15 protein-coding genes are annotated in these 15,840 nt (G+C 63.1%); 4 read left to right on the forward strand and 11 right to left on the reverse strand.

What is annotated here, in order from left to right; translation table 11 throughout:
• Nucleotides 1-73 precede the first annotated feature (73 nt).
• The gene (locus tag JDV76_RS06265; protein ID WP_198736007.1) at nucleotides 74-721 is read right to left on the reverse strand and encodes an MBL fold metallo-hydrolase; all 648 of its coding nucleotides are present in this window, start codon (nucleotides 719-721) and stop codon (nucleotides 74-76) included.
• A gap of 158 nt (nucleotides 722-879) precedes the next feature.
• Between JDV76_RS06265 and JDV76_RS06270 the strand changes: the two genes are divergently transcribed.
• The 4 genes from JDV76_RS06270 (at nucleotide 880) to JDV76_RS06285 (ending at nucleotide 3,653) form a co-directional block, all read left to right on the forward strand.
• The gene (locus tag JDV76_RS06270; RefSeq protein ID WP_198736008.1) at nucleotides 880-1,737 is read left to right on the forward strand and encodes a peptidylprolyl isomerase; all 858 of its coding nucleotides are present in this window, start codon (nucleotides 880-882) and stop codon (nucleotides 1,735-1,737) included.
• Nucleotides 1,738-2,026: 289 nt separating this feature from the next.
• Nucleotides 2,027-2,428, forward strand: coding sequence for a hypothetical protein (locus JDV76_RS06275; RefSeq protein WP_198736009.1), 402 nt, complete (start codon nucleotides 2,027-2,029; stop codon nucleotides 2,426-2,428).
• 213 nt (nucleotides 2,429-2,641) lie between these two features.
• Complete coding sequence (locus tag JDV76_RS06280; RefSeq protein WP_198736010.1) at nucleotides 2,642-2,992, forward strand: hypothetical protein; 351 nt, start codon at nucleotides 2,642-2,644, stop codon at nucleotides 2,990-2,992.
• A gap of 217 nt (nucleotides 2,993-3,209) precedes the next feature.
• Complete coding sequence (locus JDV76_RS06285; protein WP_198736011.1) at nucleotides 3,210-3,653, forward strand: hypothetical protein; 444 nt, start codon at nucleotides 3,210-3,212, stop codon at nucleotides 3,651-3,653.
• A 96-nt stretch (nucleotides 3,654-3,749) separates the two neighbouring features.
• Here JDV76_RS06285 and JDV76_RS06290 read toward each other — a convergent pair whose 3' ends face one another.
• From JDV76_RS06290 to JDV76_RS06335, 10 genes are all read right to left on the reverse strand, one after another.
• A complete protein-coding gene (locus JDV76_RS06290) occupies nucleotides 3,750-6,029 on the reverse strand; it encodes a RelA/SpoT family protein (protein ID WP_198736012.1) in 2,280 nt (759 codons plus the stop codon).
• The gene (locus JDV76_RS06295) at nucleotides 6,026-6,583 is read right to left on the reverse strand and encodes an adenine phosphoribosyltransferase (protein ID WP_198736013.1); all 558 of its coding nucleotides are present in this window, start codon (nucleotides 6,581-6,583) and stop codon (nucleotides 6,026-6,028) included. The genes JDV76_RS06290 and JDV76_RS06295 overlap by 4 nt, the downstream gene beginning before the upstream one ends.
• Entirely contained in the window at nucleotides 6,580-8,226 is a 1,647-nt protein-coding gene (locus tag JDV76_RS06300) for an ABC transporter substrate-binding protein (protein ID WP_198736014.1), read from the reverse strand. The genes JDV76_RS06295 and JDV76_RS06300 overlap by 4 nt, the downstream gene beginning before the upstream one ends.
• 247 nt (nucleotides 8,227-8,473) lie before the next feature.
• Nucleotides 8,474-9,592 carry a protein translocase subunit SecF gene (gene secF / locus JDV76_RS06305; protein WP_198736015.1) on the reverse strand — a complete coding sequence of 373 codons (1,119 nt, stop codon included), beginning with the start codon at nucleotides 9,590-9,592 and terminating at the stop codon, nucleotides 8,474-8,476.
• A gap of 3 nt (nucleotides 9,593-9,595) precedes the next feature.
• Nucleotides 9,596-11,614, reverse strand: a complete 2,019-nt coding sequence (secD, locus tag JDV76_RS06310; RefSeq protein ID WP_198736016.1) for a protein translocase subunit SecD — start codon at nucleotides 11,612-11,614, stop codon at nucleotides 9,596-9,598.
• Nucleotides 11,615-12,005: 391 nt separating this feature from the next.
• Complete coding sequence (gene yajC, locus JDV76_RS06315; RefSeq protein WP_198736017.1) at nucleotides 12,006-12,434, reverse strand: preprotein translocase subunit YajC; 429 nt, start codon at nucleotides 12,432-12,434, stop codon at nucleotides 12,006-12,008.
• A 68-nt stretch (nucleotides 12,435-12,502) separates the two neighbouring features.
• Nucleotides 12,503-13,600, reverse strand: a complete 1,098-nt coding sequence (ruvB, locus tag JDV76_RS06320) for a Holliday junction branch migration DNA helicase RuvB (protein ID WP_198736018.1) — start codon at nucleotides 13,598-13,600, stop codon at nucleotides 12,503-12,505.
• Nucleotides 13,601-13,669: 69 nt separating this feature from the next.
• Nucleotides 13,670-14,269, reverse strand: a complete 600-nt coding sequence (ruvA, locus tag JDV76_RS06325) for a Holliday junction branch migration protein RuvA (RefSeq protein WP_198736019.1) — start codon at nucleotides 14,267-14,269, stop codon at nucleotides 13,670-13,672.
• A complete protein-coding gene (ruvC, locus tag JDV76_RS06330) occupies nucleotides 14,266-14,853 on the reverse strand; it encodes a crossover junction endodeoxyribonuclease RuvC (protein ID WP_198736438.1) in 588 nt (195 codons plus the stop codon). Before ruvC ends, ruvA begins: the two co-directional genes overlap by 4 nt.
• A 190-nt stretch (nucleotides 14,854-15,043) precedes the next feature.
• Entirely contained in the window at nucleotides 15,044-15,805 is a 762-nt protein-coding gene (locus JDV76_RS06335; protein WP_198736020.1) for a YebC/PmpR family DNA-binding transcriptional regulator, read from the reverse strand.
• Between the last annotated feature and the right edge of the window lie 35 nt (nucleotides 15,806-15,840).

Here is a 15,840-nt window from a genome sequence, read left to right on the forward strand (position 1 = left end):
CAGAGTATAGAGGATGCCGTTCTCGGCATATGAGTCGGTCAACTGGATCGCTTGCTGCACCCGGACACCGCGCTCACCCCCGATTCAAGGCGAGGAGGAACGGATTAGAGCGACGCTCCGCCCGCATAGTCGTCACCGGCCCGTGCCCGGGGAGAACCTGAAGTCGGTCATCGAGGGCGAGAATCTGCTCGCGGAGGGTGCGGTCCATAGCAGCCGGGTCGGAGGCCGGAAGATCCGTGCGCCCGATCGCACCCCGGAACAGGACGTCGCCGGACAAACAGATTCCCGCACCGATCAGCAGCGTGCTTCCCGGCGAATGACCCGGAGCATGGCGGATGGTGAACTCCGTCCCCACGAGACCAAGACGTGTCCCATGGGTGAGGTCCCGGACCGTCGTTGGGCGGATCATCCGGTCCGCGGTGAACAACTGAACCGACGCCGCGGACACACCCGCAGACGGATCATCAAGCATCATCCGGTCGCCGGGATGAATGTAGACCGGGACACCGAAGCGGTTCGCCAAGGTTCCCGAATCACGAGTGTGATCGATGTGGCCGTGGGTGAGGACGACGGATTCCAAGGTTAGACCCCGTTCGTCCAGGATCTCGAGGACACGCTGCGCGGCGTGCATTCCCGGATCGATGACGACACATCTTGTGTCATCGACGAGTAACCACGTGTTGGTCTGGTACGGGCCTGCGGCGAATCCGAGAATCTCCATGGCGACATCGTAACGGCTGGAAACACACACGGTCACCGGAACCCCGTGAGTGCGGCCGAGTGAAGTGCCCGGGCTAGGATGGTCGGGAAAAGTTCGCCACCACCCGACATCCGTGACAACGGTTGCCGACCGACCCGATCTGACCAGGGGACAAAACGTTGACCAGTAACAGAACCCGCCGAACCGAAGCGATGAAAAAGCTCGAGCAGGAGCTGAAGAGCCGCGACCGCTCCGAGAAGACGAAACCCCTGACGGTCGCGTTCGCCTCTCTGGCGGTTATCGCGCTCATCGTCGGCGGAATTTGGTTCCTGAGCACCCAGACCGGTTCCGATGACGCCACCCTGGATGCCTCGGAGCAGACGACGCAGACCTCGGCACCGAACGAGGAGCCTGTCATGCTCGACGGCGTCCGTTCCACTGCCCTCGGCGAGACCGTGTCCTGCACCTATGAGTCGGCGGGTCAACCTGCGGCACGCGAGATCGACCCCCCGACCCACACCACGGACGTGCCCGCCACCGGCACGGTCGATCTGACGCTGAACACCAACAAGGGCCCGATTCCGCTGACTCTCGATCGGGCCGCGTCACCGTGCACGGTGAACGCGATCGAGCACCTCGCCTACTACAAGTACTACGACGACACGATCTGCCACCGGCTGACCACCTCGGGCATCCACGTCCTCCAGTGCGGTGATCCCACGGGCACCGGTACCGGTGGCCCGGGCTTCGTGTTCCCGAACGAGTACCCGACCGACGACGTCGATGACCCGAGTGCCCCCGTCGTCTATCCCCGCGGCTCCATCGCGATGGCCAACTCCGGCCCCGGCACCAACGGGTCGCAGTTCTTCCTGAACTACAAGGATTCGCCCCTTCCCGCGCAGTACACGTACTTCGGAACGATCAGCGACGAGGGCCTCGCCACTCTCGACACGATCGCCGAGGCCGGTGTTTCCGGCGGCGGCGCCGACGGAACCCCCGCCGACGAGGTCCGGATCGCAACCGCGGAACTCGGCTAGCGTAAGGCGTGTTGATCGGCGGAAACAACAACCGGAGGATTTGTCGGGACCCGAGGAAGGTCGGTGCTCGAGCTGGACACGGCGAAGGCGCCGACTCCGACACCCCCGAATTCGCCGTTTCACCCCACCCGTAGTCAACCCTCATTACTTGATATAGCCAAAATTAGCCTATGTATTTCATAAAATTACAGTGTGTGTCGACTTAGATGTGGTGAAGGCTCCACATGAGCGGTTACGCTGTGAGCCAGTCCCAACGCTTTTCAACATTGAAATGAAATTAGGAACATCCATGAAGCTGCTGTCCCGCAAGTCCCTCGTCTCCGCCGCTGCCGTCATCGCGCTGTCCACCTCCGGCCTCACCGCACCGGCGATGGCCACGCCCTTGACCCTGACACAGCCTGACGCCGTGGCTGCCGCCAACGACGAGACCCCGAAGGAGGACGGCTCCTCCGTCGACAAGATCACCAAGGGCTCCTCCGAGGGCTCCTCCGCTGACGAATCCTCCGAGGGTTCCTCCGGCGAAACCAAGACCTGTCTGAAGAACGGCAAGGAGAAGCCTTGCTCGACGCTCGACTACTACGTGTCCAAGATCAGCGGCTGGGTCAAGATGCTCACCACCGTGGCCTCGCTCTTTACTGCGATCTTCGCCATCAGCAACGCTATCCAGAAGGTCACCAAGATCGCCGGCTAGTTTGAGCCGTATGACAAATCCGGCCGGTTCTCCGGTCGAACGTCAGAAAAGAGGGGCACCCAACGGAAAACCGGTGGGTGCCCCTCTTCGCGGCTGACCCCGACCCGAAATCCGGAGTGATGGGACACACCGGTGTTCCGGGGAGGACATTCAGCGGGTCTTTGGGTTATCATTACCCCCAGGTATCCGACCCCTTCCATGACAAGGAATCCCATGAAGCTGATCTCCCGCAAGACTCTCATCGCCGCTGCGACCACAGTCGCCCTGACCACCTCCACCCTCACCGCCCCGGCGTTCGCCGACGATGATGACGCGGTCACTCCGGACAGCTCCGTCTCCACTCTGACCGACGGCAGCTCCAACAATGACGGTTCCTCCGTAGGCTCGTCCAGCGATCCGATAACCTACATCGACGAAAAGGGCGATTCGAAGACGACCACCAAGCTCGACTACTACTCGAAGAAGATCGGCTCGTGGGTCAAGATGCTGACCACGATCGCATCCCTGTTCACCGCGATCTACTCCATCAGCAACGCCATCCAGAAGCTTGCCCCGAAGGCGTAACGTCGGCGCCTGAAATAACGACGAAGCGGTCTCCCGGCAATGGAGGCCGCTTCTTCGTGTTTCTGTAACATCTCCACAACAGTTGATGATGTAATGTGCAGTTCAGGTGTTGATAGTTACTCAACCGAAACACCCACGGCCAAAACACGCACGGCGGGTTTCCGTGACTTTCCGTGGCAACCGTTCACCCATTCCATCCTGAGGATTCTTTAGTACTATGAAGCTCTTTTCCCGCTCGACCGCCATCGCCGCCGCCACCACTTTCGCTCTCGCAGCGTCATCCCTCACCGTTCCGGCGTGGGCCGATGATGCTCCCTCGTCCTCGCAAATCTCCGGGAAAACCGACTCAGGCTCGTCCGACGCCGACAAGGCTGATGGCACCAACGGTGACTCCGATTCGAAGGACGACGGAACGGCGAAGGATTCCGACCCGATCGCCGACGCCCTCCGGGGCTCCTCAGACAATTCCCTGTCCTCTGGTATCGGTTCCAGTGATGAGACCGTCTACCAGAACCTTGACGGTGACGAAGTCACCGGGCCGAAGATCGCCATGGTCTTCACGAAGATCATGCAGCTCATCAAGACCGTTGTCGGAATCGTGAGCCTGATTTCCGCCGCCGCGTCGCTCATTGAGCTCGCCAAGAAGTATATGCCCCGCTAAACCCCGCCGGATGTTCGTCATGGGAAGGACGCCCACCCCCTGATCGGGAGTCGGGCGTCCTTCCTGTTTTCTACGGTGCCCCGTGGCTCCAGGGACTCAGGCACTAGAGACACGGTAGACGTCGAACACTCCCTCGGTGTTCCTCAGCTGCGTCATGAGCGACCCGAGTTGTTTGGTGTCCGAGACCTCGAAGGTGAAGCGACAGACCGCGACGTGATCCTCCGCTGAGTACGAGTTCATCGCGGTGACCGTCACCCGCTGCTCGTTGATGACCCGGGTGAGCTCAAACAACAGTCCGCTCCGGTCGAGTGCCTCAAGTTGCAGAGTCGCGGCGAACACGCTTCCGGATTCCTCCGACGCCCAGGACACGGCAATGAGGCGCTCCGGTTCCTCATGGAGCTTCGCCGAGTTGGTGCAGTCGGTGCGATGTACACTCACGCCGCCGCCTCGGGTGACGAAACCGAAGATCGCGTCCCCTGGGACCGGGCTGCAGCACTTGGACACCTTCGCCATGACATCAGGACTCCCCTCGACAAGAATCCCGGTGCCGTCCCCGGTTGCCTTGGTCCGCGAGCTGACGAGCTCACTGAACGGTGTCCGGGCGGCAAGCGCATCCTCCGCCTCATCCGTGGAACCGAAGTTCGCCATGAGCCGCGAGGCCACGTGCTTGGCCGAGACCGCACCAGCACCGATCGCGGTGTAGAGCGCGTCGACGTCAGGATAATGCAATTCCGTCGCGACAGTCTTCATCGATTGTGCGGTGAACAGCCGGTGCATGGGGAGCCCACCCCGCTGGACCTCTGTGGCGAGTGCGTCGCGGCCGAATTCGAGCGATTCCTCCCGACGCTCCTTGGCGAACCACTGCCGGATCTTAGCTTTCGCTCGGGGTGAGACGACGAACTTCTGCCAGTCCGCACTCGGTCCGGCACCGGGGTCCTTGGAGGTGAAGACCTCGACACGATCGCCGGACTTCAACCTAGATTCAAGCGCGACGAGTTTCCCATTGACCTTCGCTCCGATGCAGCGGTGGCCGACCTCCGTGTGCACGGCGTAGGCGAAGTCGACCGGCGTGGCGTCGACCGGTAGATTCACCACGTCGCCTTTGGGGGTGAACACGAAGATCTGCGTCGCCTGGAGGTCGTAGCGCAGCGAGTCCAGGAACTCATTGGGATCCGCGGCTTCCTTCTGCCAGTCCAGCAGCTGGCGCATCCACGCCATCTGGTCTACCTCGGACTGCTCCCCCGAGTGAGATCCCTTGGTTTCCTTGTATCTCCAGTGCGCGGCGATCCCGAACTCAGCGTTGTAGTGCATCTCGTGGGTGCGTACCTGTACCTCGAGAGCCTTGCCCCCCGGCCCCATCACGGTGGTGTGGAGCGACTGGTAGACGCCGAAACGGGGCGCGGAGATGTAGTCTTTAAAACGGCCTGGCAGTGCCGAGTAGAGCGAGTGCACGGCGCCGATCGCGGCGTAACAGTCGTTGAGGTTGTCGACGAGGATCCGGATCCCGACGAGATCAAAGATCTCGTCGAAGTCTCGACCCCGGACGATCATCTTCTGGTAAATCGACCAGTAGTGTTTCGGCCGTCCCATCACGCTCGCTGTGATCGAGTTCTCCTGCATCGTCGATTGGACATCGGCAATGATCTCCGCGAGGTAGCGGTCGCGGGACGGCGCCCGGTCGGCCACGAGCCGGACTATCTCGTCGTATTTCTTGGGATAGAGGATCGCGAAGGAAAGATCCTCGAGTTCCCATTTGATGGTCGCCATGCCGAGGCGATGCGCCAGCGGGGCGATGACCTCGAGTGTCTGCCTGGCTTTCTTCGCCTGCTTTTCCGGCGGCAGGAAACGCATCGTCCGCATGTTGTGCAGGCGGTCAGCGACCTTGATCACGAGGACCCTGGGGTCCTGGCTCATGGCGACGATCATCTTCCGGATGGTCTCCGCTTCGGCGGCGGCCCCCAGGGCGACCTTGTCGAGCTTGGTCACTCCATCCACGAGGCGCGCGACCTCCTCGCCGAACTCGGCGGTGAGGTCCTCCAGACTGTAATCCGTGTCCTCGACAGTGTCGTGCAGGAGTGCGGCGACGAGGGTGGTGGTATCCATGCCGATCTCGGCGGCGATCGTCGCAACCGCGAGCGGGTGCGTGATGTACGGGTCCCCTGACTTGCGGTACACACCGTCATGGAGCCGCTCAGCGGTTCGGTACGCGTGCTGCAGGACATCGATGTTCGCCTTGGGGTGGATCTTCCGGTGGATGCTCACCAACGGGTCTAAGACCGGGTCAACCTTCGTCCGGGTGCCCGTGAGACTCCGCGCAAGCCGGGCCGACATACTCCGCATGTTGACCTGCTGCCTGCTGTTACGCCCCTGATTCATCGGTGGTCACCGTCAACCGGCTCATTGACCACGACGAGTGGGCTGTCCCCGAGCCGCCCGCGGCCCCCCAGCCCTGCGACCTCCAACACGACCGCGTGGCCGGCGACCATTGCACCACAGCTCTCCAGCAGCTTCCTGGCGGCGACGAGGGTGCCGCCGGTAGCCAGGACGTCATCGACGAGAACTACCCGGGTCCCATTGAGGTCCGTACCCGTTCCGGCCGGAATCTCGAGTGCCGCCGTGCCGTACTCCAGCTGGTATTCCTCCGTGTGCACGGGTGGCGGTAGCTTCCCCTGTTTCCGAATCGCGAGGATCCCGAGCCCCAGGCGATAGGCGACCGCGGATCCAAGGAGGAACCCCCGGGCGTCGAGCCCACCGATCAATTGCGCACCGAAGCGCTCGGCGGCATCGGCGAGTTCGTCGACGACCAACTGGAACGCCTCCGCATCCGCGAGTACCGGGGTGAGATCCTCGAAGAGGATGCCTTCTTCCGGAAAGTCCTGCACATATCGGATCTTCACCGCGAGTGCATCACGGGCATTGTCGTAGGTCATTGTCCTTCACTCTCCTGCCACCGGTCCATGTTCCACCCGATTCCGGAATTACCGGTATTCACCACAACGTTACCCACGTTTCGGTCCACCACAAACGTGCGGGGTTCCGCAGCCAACGGCACCGTAGGAACGTCCTGCCAGAGACGTTCCTCCGCCGCACGGAATCCCTTGAGATCGTCACTGGTCACATTGATCGACCCGTACTCCCCCTCGGGTCCGAGCGCCACCAGCAGCGCATCGAGATTTCCCTCGGTGACTCGGGGATTCCACCATTCGTCGAAGGAAGAGGTCACGAGATCCCGTAAGGTGCGACCATCCGCACTCGCATCAATGACCGCTATACCTGCCGGTTCACAAGACATCCGGATCGCCTCCACCATGGATCTGAACCTGGGGTCCGGACCGAGATAGCCGATCCTGATCGTCGTTCCCGCCAGTAGCTGCGCCTTCGGGATGTTGACACCGAGGTGCGCATCCGACACCGGCCGGTCGTAATCGGTGGCTGGGCTGTCTGCGGGGGAAAGACGCACGCCCATCGGTGGAACTGGATGACCCGCGATCTCCGATGATGCGGCGGCGACCGCGGACTGATCGATGCACGCGGCGAATGCCGCGCGGTTCTCCGGCGTCGACAGCACACCGCCGTCGCCCAGCACAAGCTGTTCGATCCGGACACCGGTCGCGTACTCGACCTGTGTGGTGTTGCCCGGTTCGTCCCGCTGTACCCAGTCCACCGGGGTACCGCCGGTGAAATCTGCCAGGATGGTGGAGGCCTCATCTCTACGGCCCGAGACGTCGATTCCACGGGGCCAGACGCGCACAGATTCCGCCTCCGCGCGATCCCCGTTGAACAGTTCATTGCGGCGCAGTAGCACCGTGCCGTCCCCGTCGACGCGGTCGATGGTGAACGGGCCGGACGACACCTGAAGGTCGGGATCGAAGTTGTCGAGATCGAACCCGGTGTTCCACACCTCCGCGACCGGACGGAGCGTCTCGACATCATCCGTGGCGAGCGCGGTGACGAGCGCCTCCTCCGTCAGGCCGACTTTTGCCGCTATGGCATGTGCAGGCAGGACGGTACCCGGCCCGAAGAGGTGCCGCCATCTGGCCCCGGTTCCCTCGTTGAAGATGACGGTGAATTCTCTCGAACCGGCGGTGCACTCGAGATTCTTTACCTGCGCTGTGAGTGGCAGAAACGCCTCGAACAGTCCGGGCAGAGTTCCCGCCTTGTAGGAGAGCAGGAAGTCCGTGCAGGTGACCGGGGCTCCGTCGGAGTATGTGGCTGCCGGATTGATCGTGTAGACCACCCGGGGTTCCGCTCCGGGCAGGGTCTGCGCCGTAACCAAGTCTCGATTCGGGATCTGCTGCCCGGACGGGCCGTGCACGAATGCGGGCGGGTACAGGCGTCCGGCGAGTGTGTCGGCACTCGTCGAGGCACCGAGAAGCCCCGCAGCGTTCGTCGTCGCGAGTGGTGAGGAGGTCGCGAGGGTGAGGCGTTTAGGTTCCGGTGGTGGTGGATCATCCTGGGAACCACCGGGGGTTGTGGCGCACGCGGCGGTGAACAGCAGGACTCCGCACAGCGTCGCGCAGAGGCGCGGGATCCTGGCGGATGCGCCCGGTTTTCGGAGCAGCACGTCGGCCATTGAGGGCAAGTCCTTGTCGGTCGTCGGGGATTTCTGTCGCGTCGGATACATCCGATGAATCATCCCCGCTCTCTGATCACCGGCTGGAGAGACCGGGGATCGCTCCACGTGGAACTCATCACAGTATATGCAACGACGGACCGGTTCTCCTCATCGTGCGGGTCACCCCAACACAACGGGAATCGGCCGTCCGACGCAGGAGACGTCGCACGGCCGATCCACTGGTCATAGGTCCAGTTACTTCGGGCTACTGCCCCGGTCGCCAGCTCGCTCCGCTGGACCCGTGTCCAGGGTTCACCGGAGCGACGGGTGTCGACACGGTCCGCCGTGCAGCCGAGTCGCCCTCGGGCGTCGACGTCTCGAGCGTGGCCTGCCGTCCCTCGCGTTCGGCGACAACGCGGGCATTGTGTTCACGAACCTTGCGCTGCCGGTTCTTCAGCGTGACCAGAATCGGCGTGGCGAGGAACACGGAGGAGAAAGTTCCCTCGATGACACCGATGAACTGGACGAGAGCAAGGTCCTTCAGGGTACCGACACCCATTAGCCAGACTGCCACGACCATGAGCGCCGCGATCGGCAGCGCAGAGATCACGGTGGTGGCGATCGAGCGCATGACCGTCTGGTTAACGGCGAGGTTGGCCTGTTCGGCGTAGGTACGCCGGGTCGTGTTGAGGAATCCCGCAGTGTTCTCCTTGACCTTGTCGAAGACGACGACGGTGTCGTAGAGGGAGAACGCCAGGACGGTCAGAAGACCGATGACGGTGGCCGGGGTGACCTCGAAACCGATCAGGGCGTAGATGCCCGCGACGACGACGCCATCGACGAACAGTCCACCCATGGCCGCGATCGCCATGTCCCTTTCGAAACGGACGGTGATGTAACCGAAGATCAGCACCAGGAAGACACCGAGGGACAGCAGCATCCGGTTGGTGATGGTGGATCCCCACGACTCGGACACCGTGGAATCACCGACGACATCAGGGTTCGGTTCCCCGGTCGCGTCAACCGGTTGGAAGGTGTCGAATAGTTGCTCTCGGGCTTCGCCGATCTGCTGCTCGTTGAGGCGTTCGGAGTTGATCTCGAGGATCCGGGAGTCTCCGGCACCGACTACCTGGACTTTCTGCGGGGTAACACCGGTCGCGTCGGTGAACACCTCGGCCGCAGCCTCCGTGGAGATACCCTCCGCGGGCATGTTCATCTTGGTCCCGCCCTCGAAGTCAATGCCGAGGGTAAAACCACGGATGACGATACCGAGAAAGCAGATCACGAGGACGACGCCCGTGATCGAATACCACACCTGGCGGCGTCCGACGAAGTCGACGCCACCTTCACCGGTGTAGAGACGTCTGAAGATGGAAGAGCTCATGGTTTACTTCTCCTCGTTCTCGCCGGACTCGACACCGGGCTTTGATGGGGCGACCGGGCTCGAACCGGATGTGTCTCCCCGCTCGTCCGTGAGGCGTGCGATGGTCTGTGCGTCGGTTTCTCCGTCGAGAGCGTTGTCCGCGTGATCGCCTGCCAGCCATTCACCCCGGCTACGCCGTTCGCCTGCGACCTTCATCACGCCGGCTAGTCCGTTGACCTTCGGGTTGGCGAACGCGGGCTTGCGTGAAGCGAGGATGACAAGCGGCGAGGTGACCAGGAAGATGACCAGGAGGTCGAACACCGTGGTGAGACCGAGTGTGAAGGCGAAGCCCTTAACATCGCCGACGGCCAGGACATAGAGCACGACCGCAGCGATGAGGGACACGAAGTTACCGGAGAGGATGGTGTGCTTCGCACGTTCCCACGCCCGGGGAACCGCAGAACGGAACGTTCTGCCTTCCCGGACTTCGTCCTTGATCCTCTCGTAGAACACCACGAAGGAGTCCGCCGTGGTACCGATGCCGATGATCAGGCCAGCGACACCCGCAAGATCGAGGGAGTAGCCGATCCACCGGCCGAGGAGCACGAGGGAACCGTAAATGAGTGAGCCTGCAGCGAACAGCGTGAACACGGTGAGGAATCCGAAGGCCCGGTAGTAGGCGAGACAGAAGATACTCACCAGGATCAGCCCGATGATGCCGGCGATGAGGCCGGCCTTCAGAGAGGCGAAACCGAGTGTTGCCGGGATGGTGGTGGCGGTACCACCGCGTTCACCGTTCTCTCCGGCGAAAGACAGCGGGAGCGCTCCATAGCGGAGGTTGCTGGCGAGTTCCATGGCCTCCTGCTGGGTGAAGGATCCGGTGATTGACGTTCCAGAACCGACCGGGGTCGGCGACTGGATCACCGGCGCGGAGATGACCTCGGAGTCGAGGGTGATGGCGACCTGTCGCTTGAGGTATTCCTGAGTGAGAGATGCCCACGTTGCACCACCCTGCTCACCGGGACCGGATTTGAAGGAGAAGTTGATCTCCATCTGCCCGGTCTGGGAGTTCAGGCCACCGTTGATGGGGCGGTTGGTGTCGATCTCGTTTCCGCTCAGACGTAGTCCGTCGACCGGGTCGGTCTCTCCGACGAGCAGGGGTGACGGACCGAGTATGTACTTCGCACCGTTCTCGACGTCGCAGGCGACGAGCGGCTTCGCTGGATCATCCGTTCCGGCGATTGGATCGAGTTCCTCGTTGCACACCAGGAGAGACGCGGCAGCGAGCTGCGTCGTCGGGTCCTCCGACTGTCTGTCCTCACGGAGCATGGAGGTCACCTGGGCACGCCGTTCCGCCGCCTCGATGGAGTTGGCGGGCGCCTCGGGCACCTGGGCGGTGACCGTCGGAGCTTCAATCTTGTCGACGTCGAGTTCGGGCTTCACGGCATCGGTGGCTGCCCCGTCTCCCCCCACTTCCTCGCCCTCGGCCTGTGCCTGCATGTCTGCGATGGCCTTGGCTTGCTGCTCCGCGTTCAGGTTGAGTTGTTCGGTCAGTTCATTGACCGCTGTCTGCGCCTGATCCGGCGAGATCACACCGAGAGAGACCCAACGTTCCGCCATATCCGTCTGCTCGGTGAGGAGTTTCTCCGGATCAGGCTGGCCCGGTTCCGCCACGGGACGGAACAACAGCTGTGAGGTCTGTCCCAGGGCGCGGGCCTGCGAGGTGTCCTCACCCGGGACCGTGATGACGAGAGTGTTTCCGTCTGTCACGACTTCCGCGCCGGAGACGCCCATGCCGTTGACCCGGTTCTGGAGGATGTTGCGGGCCTGGTCGAGCTGGTCCTTTGTCGGTTCTTCACCCTGGGGTACCAGGGTCACCCTGGTACCGCCCTGGAGATCGATGCCGAGCTTGGGCTTCGCCGAATGATCACCGGTCAACAGGACCAGAGAGTAGACGAAGATAAGGATCACCAGATAAAGGGCGAGCGCGATCACCGGCCAGTTCTTCTGCCCGACGCGTCTGCGCCCAGATTGCGAAGCCAATGGAGTGTCTCCTTGTGTCTCAGCGACCCTGCGGAAGTACCGCGTTTCGGCGACTGGCGCCGAAGAGTGCTGATCGGGGGTCTGACACAGCTGATCCGCCGCCCCGTTTCCACGGAAAGCGACGTTCAACTGTGAATATGTGTCTGTTCAATGTTCCGGGGTGAGAGGAGGGCGCATCACCGTAGCGAAAACACCACTCCGACCCCGGTAGGCTCCTTCCCGCACGATGGCGCACAGGAAAGAGCCCGGTGTCACGGTTATAGTACGGCATCGGGGGCAGCTGGACGGCTACACCCCGCCACCGGATACGTGGCTAACGGGGCCGAAGACGAGTAAGTGCACCGTAACGGCCCCGGATAAGGTCAGCCACACCACATATCTGTGCCCAGGGTCACTTCCGGGTGTCGGTTCCGTCGGGGTCCCGCTCGATGGCCACGTCAGTTCCCGTGTCCATGCCGGGGTCGGACTGTGCGGACTCACCGGCAGGCTCCTGAGCGTCGTCCCCGGATAGGACGTCATCGTCCTCCCAGAATCGCTCGTCACCGGTTTGACGAGTAGCCGTGGCAGAATCGACCTTCCGGATGATGGCACTTCGTTCCCAGGTCATGGTGACACCGACGGCGATCTCGAGATCGACGAGCTCATCAGACATCCCGCGGACGACACCGTGGACACCCGAGGTGGTCACGACCCGGTCGCCAGCGCGCAGAGAATCCTGCAGTGCCTGGATCTCCTCCATGCGGCGGCGCTGGCGGCGGGCCTGGATGGTGGTGGGGATGATGAATACAGCGGCGATAGCGGCTAATAAGAGAAGTTCCATGGATCCCACTATGCCAGAGACCTCCCTGCACCCCATGTCCCTGGCCCACCGGGACTCGTCCCGGTGGGCTATCCCGTCAGCGAGCCGGGCTCCACTCCGGGCGTTCCCTCGGGTGGCGTGAGACCGAGGTGCCGCCACGCGGCGACGGTAGCCACCCGGCCCCGGCCCGTGCGGGCGATCATGCCCGCACGGACGAGATAGGGTTCGCACACCTCCTCGATCGTCGCCGGTTCCTCACCGACCGCGACGGCGAGCGTATTCAATCCGACGGGGCCTCCCCCGTGTCCGCGGATGAGTGCGTCCAGGACGGCCCGATCGATTCGGTCCAACCCCATGGAGTCGACATCGAAGACGACGAGCGCGGCCCGGGCCGACCCGATATCTATGTGTCCGTCGCCGTGAACCTCAGCGAAGTCCCGGACTCGGCGGAGGAGACGGTTCGCGATCCGGGGGGTGCCGCGCGAGCGGGAGGCGATCTCCGCGGCGGCGTCCGCGTCAACGGTGACCCCGAGGATCCGCGCCGCGCGGGTCACGACCCGGGTCAGGTCCGCGGTGTCGTAGAACTCCATCTGTGCGGTGAATCCGAACCGGTCCCGCAACGGACCGGTCAGCATTCCCGACCGGGTGGTCGCCGCCACGAGAGTGAACGGCGCGAGTTCAAGCGGGATCGAGGTGGCTCCCGGGCCTTTACCGACGATGACGTCGATCCGGAAATCCTCCATCGCCATGTAGAGCATCTCCTCGGCGGGGCGGGCCATACGGTGGATCTCGTCGATGAAGAGGACGTCTCCGTCCATCAGGTTGGATAGCATGGCTGCGAGGTCACCGGCCCGTTCGAGCGCTGGACCGGAGGTCATCCGGAGGGAGCTGCCCAACTCCTGCGCAATGATCATCGCCATCGTCGTCTTACCGAGTCCTGGCGGACCGGACAGCAGAACGTGGTCGGGCGCGACCCCCCGATTCCGGGCCCCGGTCAAGACGAGGTCGAGCTGGTTCCTGACCTTCGGCTGGCCGATGAACTCGTCGAGTGACCTCGGCCTGAGTGTGGTTTCGACGTCCCCGTCCGCAAGTTGCCGGTTCGGGGTGACCGGAGCATCAGCAGGCCGACCCTGACCGGGACGTGTGCCGTCCGGAAGCTGGAACTCCGTTTTCTCGATGTCGGACATGGGACTCACCCTAATCCCCTGGCAATCCCCCGGCGGCATTCTGCCCGCCAGGTGTTGCAGGACCTCTCATCAGCCGCGACCGAGCCGGGCCAGGGCCGCACGGAGCGCGCCGGCCGTGTCGAGGCCGGGATTCTCCTCCGCCACGGCCGCCACGGTAGCCCCCGCAGTACGCTCGGGGAAACCGAGGCCGACCAACGCTTCAATAACCTGCTCCGGAACCACGGAATTCACGGACACCATCGGGGACTCCGGGGTGGGGTCGGAAGAATAAGGCCCAACTTTGTCCCTGAGGTCAACGATCATCCGCTCCGCCATCCGTTTTCCGACCCCGGGGATCCGCTGCAGGCTCTTCGCGTCTCCCCCGGCGATAGCAGTGGCCAGCTCAGCGGGTGAGAACACGGACTGCGCGGCGAGTGCGAGCCGCGGGCCGAGTCCCGAGACGCTCTGCAGGAGCGCGAACATCTCCCGACTGGATACATCCGTGAACCCGTAGAGATTCATCGCGTCCTCGCGGACGACCAGTGTGGTGAGTACGCGAGCGGATTCACCCCGCCGGAGTGTCGCGAGCGTCTGAGGTGTAGCAGTGAAGGTGTAACCGACGCCGGTGCATTCGATGACCGCCGTGTTGAGCCCGATGTCGATGACGTCTCCGTGCAGTGAGGCGATCATGAGGGAAGACTCCTGTCCTTGTTGTGCGGTGCCGGTGTCGGGCGGGTAGCGGTCGACCGGACACCGTCGATGAGCCCGCTCCGTTGACGGAAGATCATGGGGGCACGCCAGCAGTGGCAGACGGCGAGCGCAAGTGCGTCCGCGGCATCGGCAGGTTTTGGGGGTTCCGACAATCCAAGGATGCGCGTGATCATCGTGGTCATCTGCCGCTTGTCCGCGCGACCGTTACCGGACACCGCCTTCTTGACCTCACTGGGGGTGTACATGTGAACGGGAACCTCACGTTCCGCGGCCGCAAGCACCAGCACACCAACGGCATGGGCGGTGTGCATGACGGTCGAGACGTTGCCACGCTCGAAGACCCGCTCGATGGCCACGACGTCGGGACGGTATTCGTCCATCCATTCGCGAACCGCACACGACAATCTGAGGAGCCGCAGCGCGAGGTCATCACCGGAGGGCGTACGGACGACCCCCACAGCGACGGGCAGCACCGCACGTCCCCGCCCCGCCTGAACGACGGAGAGCCCACAGCGCGTTAACCCGGGATCGATACCCATGACCCGCAGCCCCTCGAGATTCACCCGCGGCACCGATCCTTCCGCCGAAAAGTCCCGGGACAAGTTGGAAAAAGTGACGGTCCGGTACCGTCAGCTGGGACTGGCCGACGACCACCGAACGGGGATTCCACACTGGAAAGCCGTCGGACACCGTCCCAGATTAGCACAGATTTTCTAATCCGGATCAATCCCCGACGGCCGGTGGGTGGTTGGCTCAGTCCTCTTCGAGTTCCGCAAGGACCTCATCGGAGAGGGCCATGTTCGTGTAGACGTTCTGGACGTCGTCGGAATCCTCGAGACCGTCGATCAGTTTGAAGATGCGGCGAGCGTCAGCGGTCTCCAGCGGGACCTCGAGGGATGCCCGGAAGTCACTGTCCGAATCTTCGACAGGGATGTCGGCGGCTGCGAGAGCCTCTTTCACAGCGGGGATGTCACCCGGAGCGGACACGATCTCGAAGAGTTCACCGAGCTGGTTGACCTCCTCGGCATCCACTCCAGCCTCGAGGACGGCCATGAGTACGTCATCCTCGGTGCGCCCTTCGGCGGAGACCGTGACAATACCCTTCCGGCTGAACAGATAGCTCACCGCGCCGGAATCCGCCATGGAACCACCGTTCTTGGTCATGCGGGTCCGGACCTCGGTGGCGGCCCGGTTCCGGTTGTCGGTCAGGCACTCGATCAGCACCGCGACACCGTTCGGACCATAACCCTCGTACATGATCGTCTGCCAATCAGCGCCGCCGGCCTCCTCGCCGGATCCGCGCTTACGGGCACGTTCAATGTTGTCATTCGGGACCGAAGCCTTCTTGGCCTTCTTGATCATATCATCGAGGGTCGGGTTCGCGGAGGGATCACCGCCACCGGTCCGCGCCGCCACCTCGATGTTCTTGATGAGCTTGGCGAATTCCTTACCGCGCTTCGCGTCGTTGGCGGCCTTCTTGTGCTTGGTGGTCGCCCATTTGGAGTGGCCGGACATCGTCTACCCTTTCCTCTGTGCGGTACCACCCGCCC

This window comes from Corynebacterium marambiense (assembly GCF_016342275.1).
GTDB lineage: Bacteria > Actinomycetota > Actinomycetes > Mycobacteriales > Mycobacteriaceae > Corynebacterium > Corynebacterium marambiense.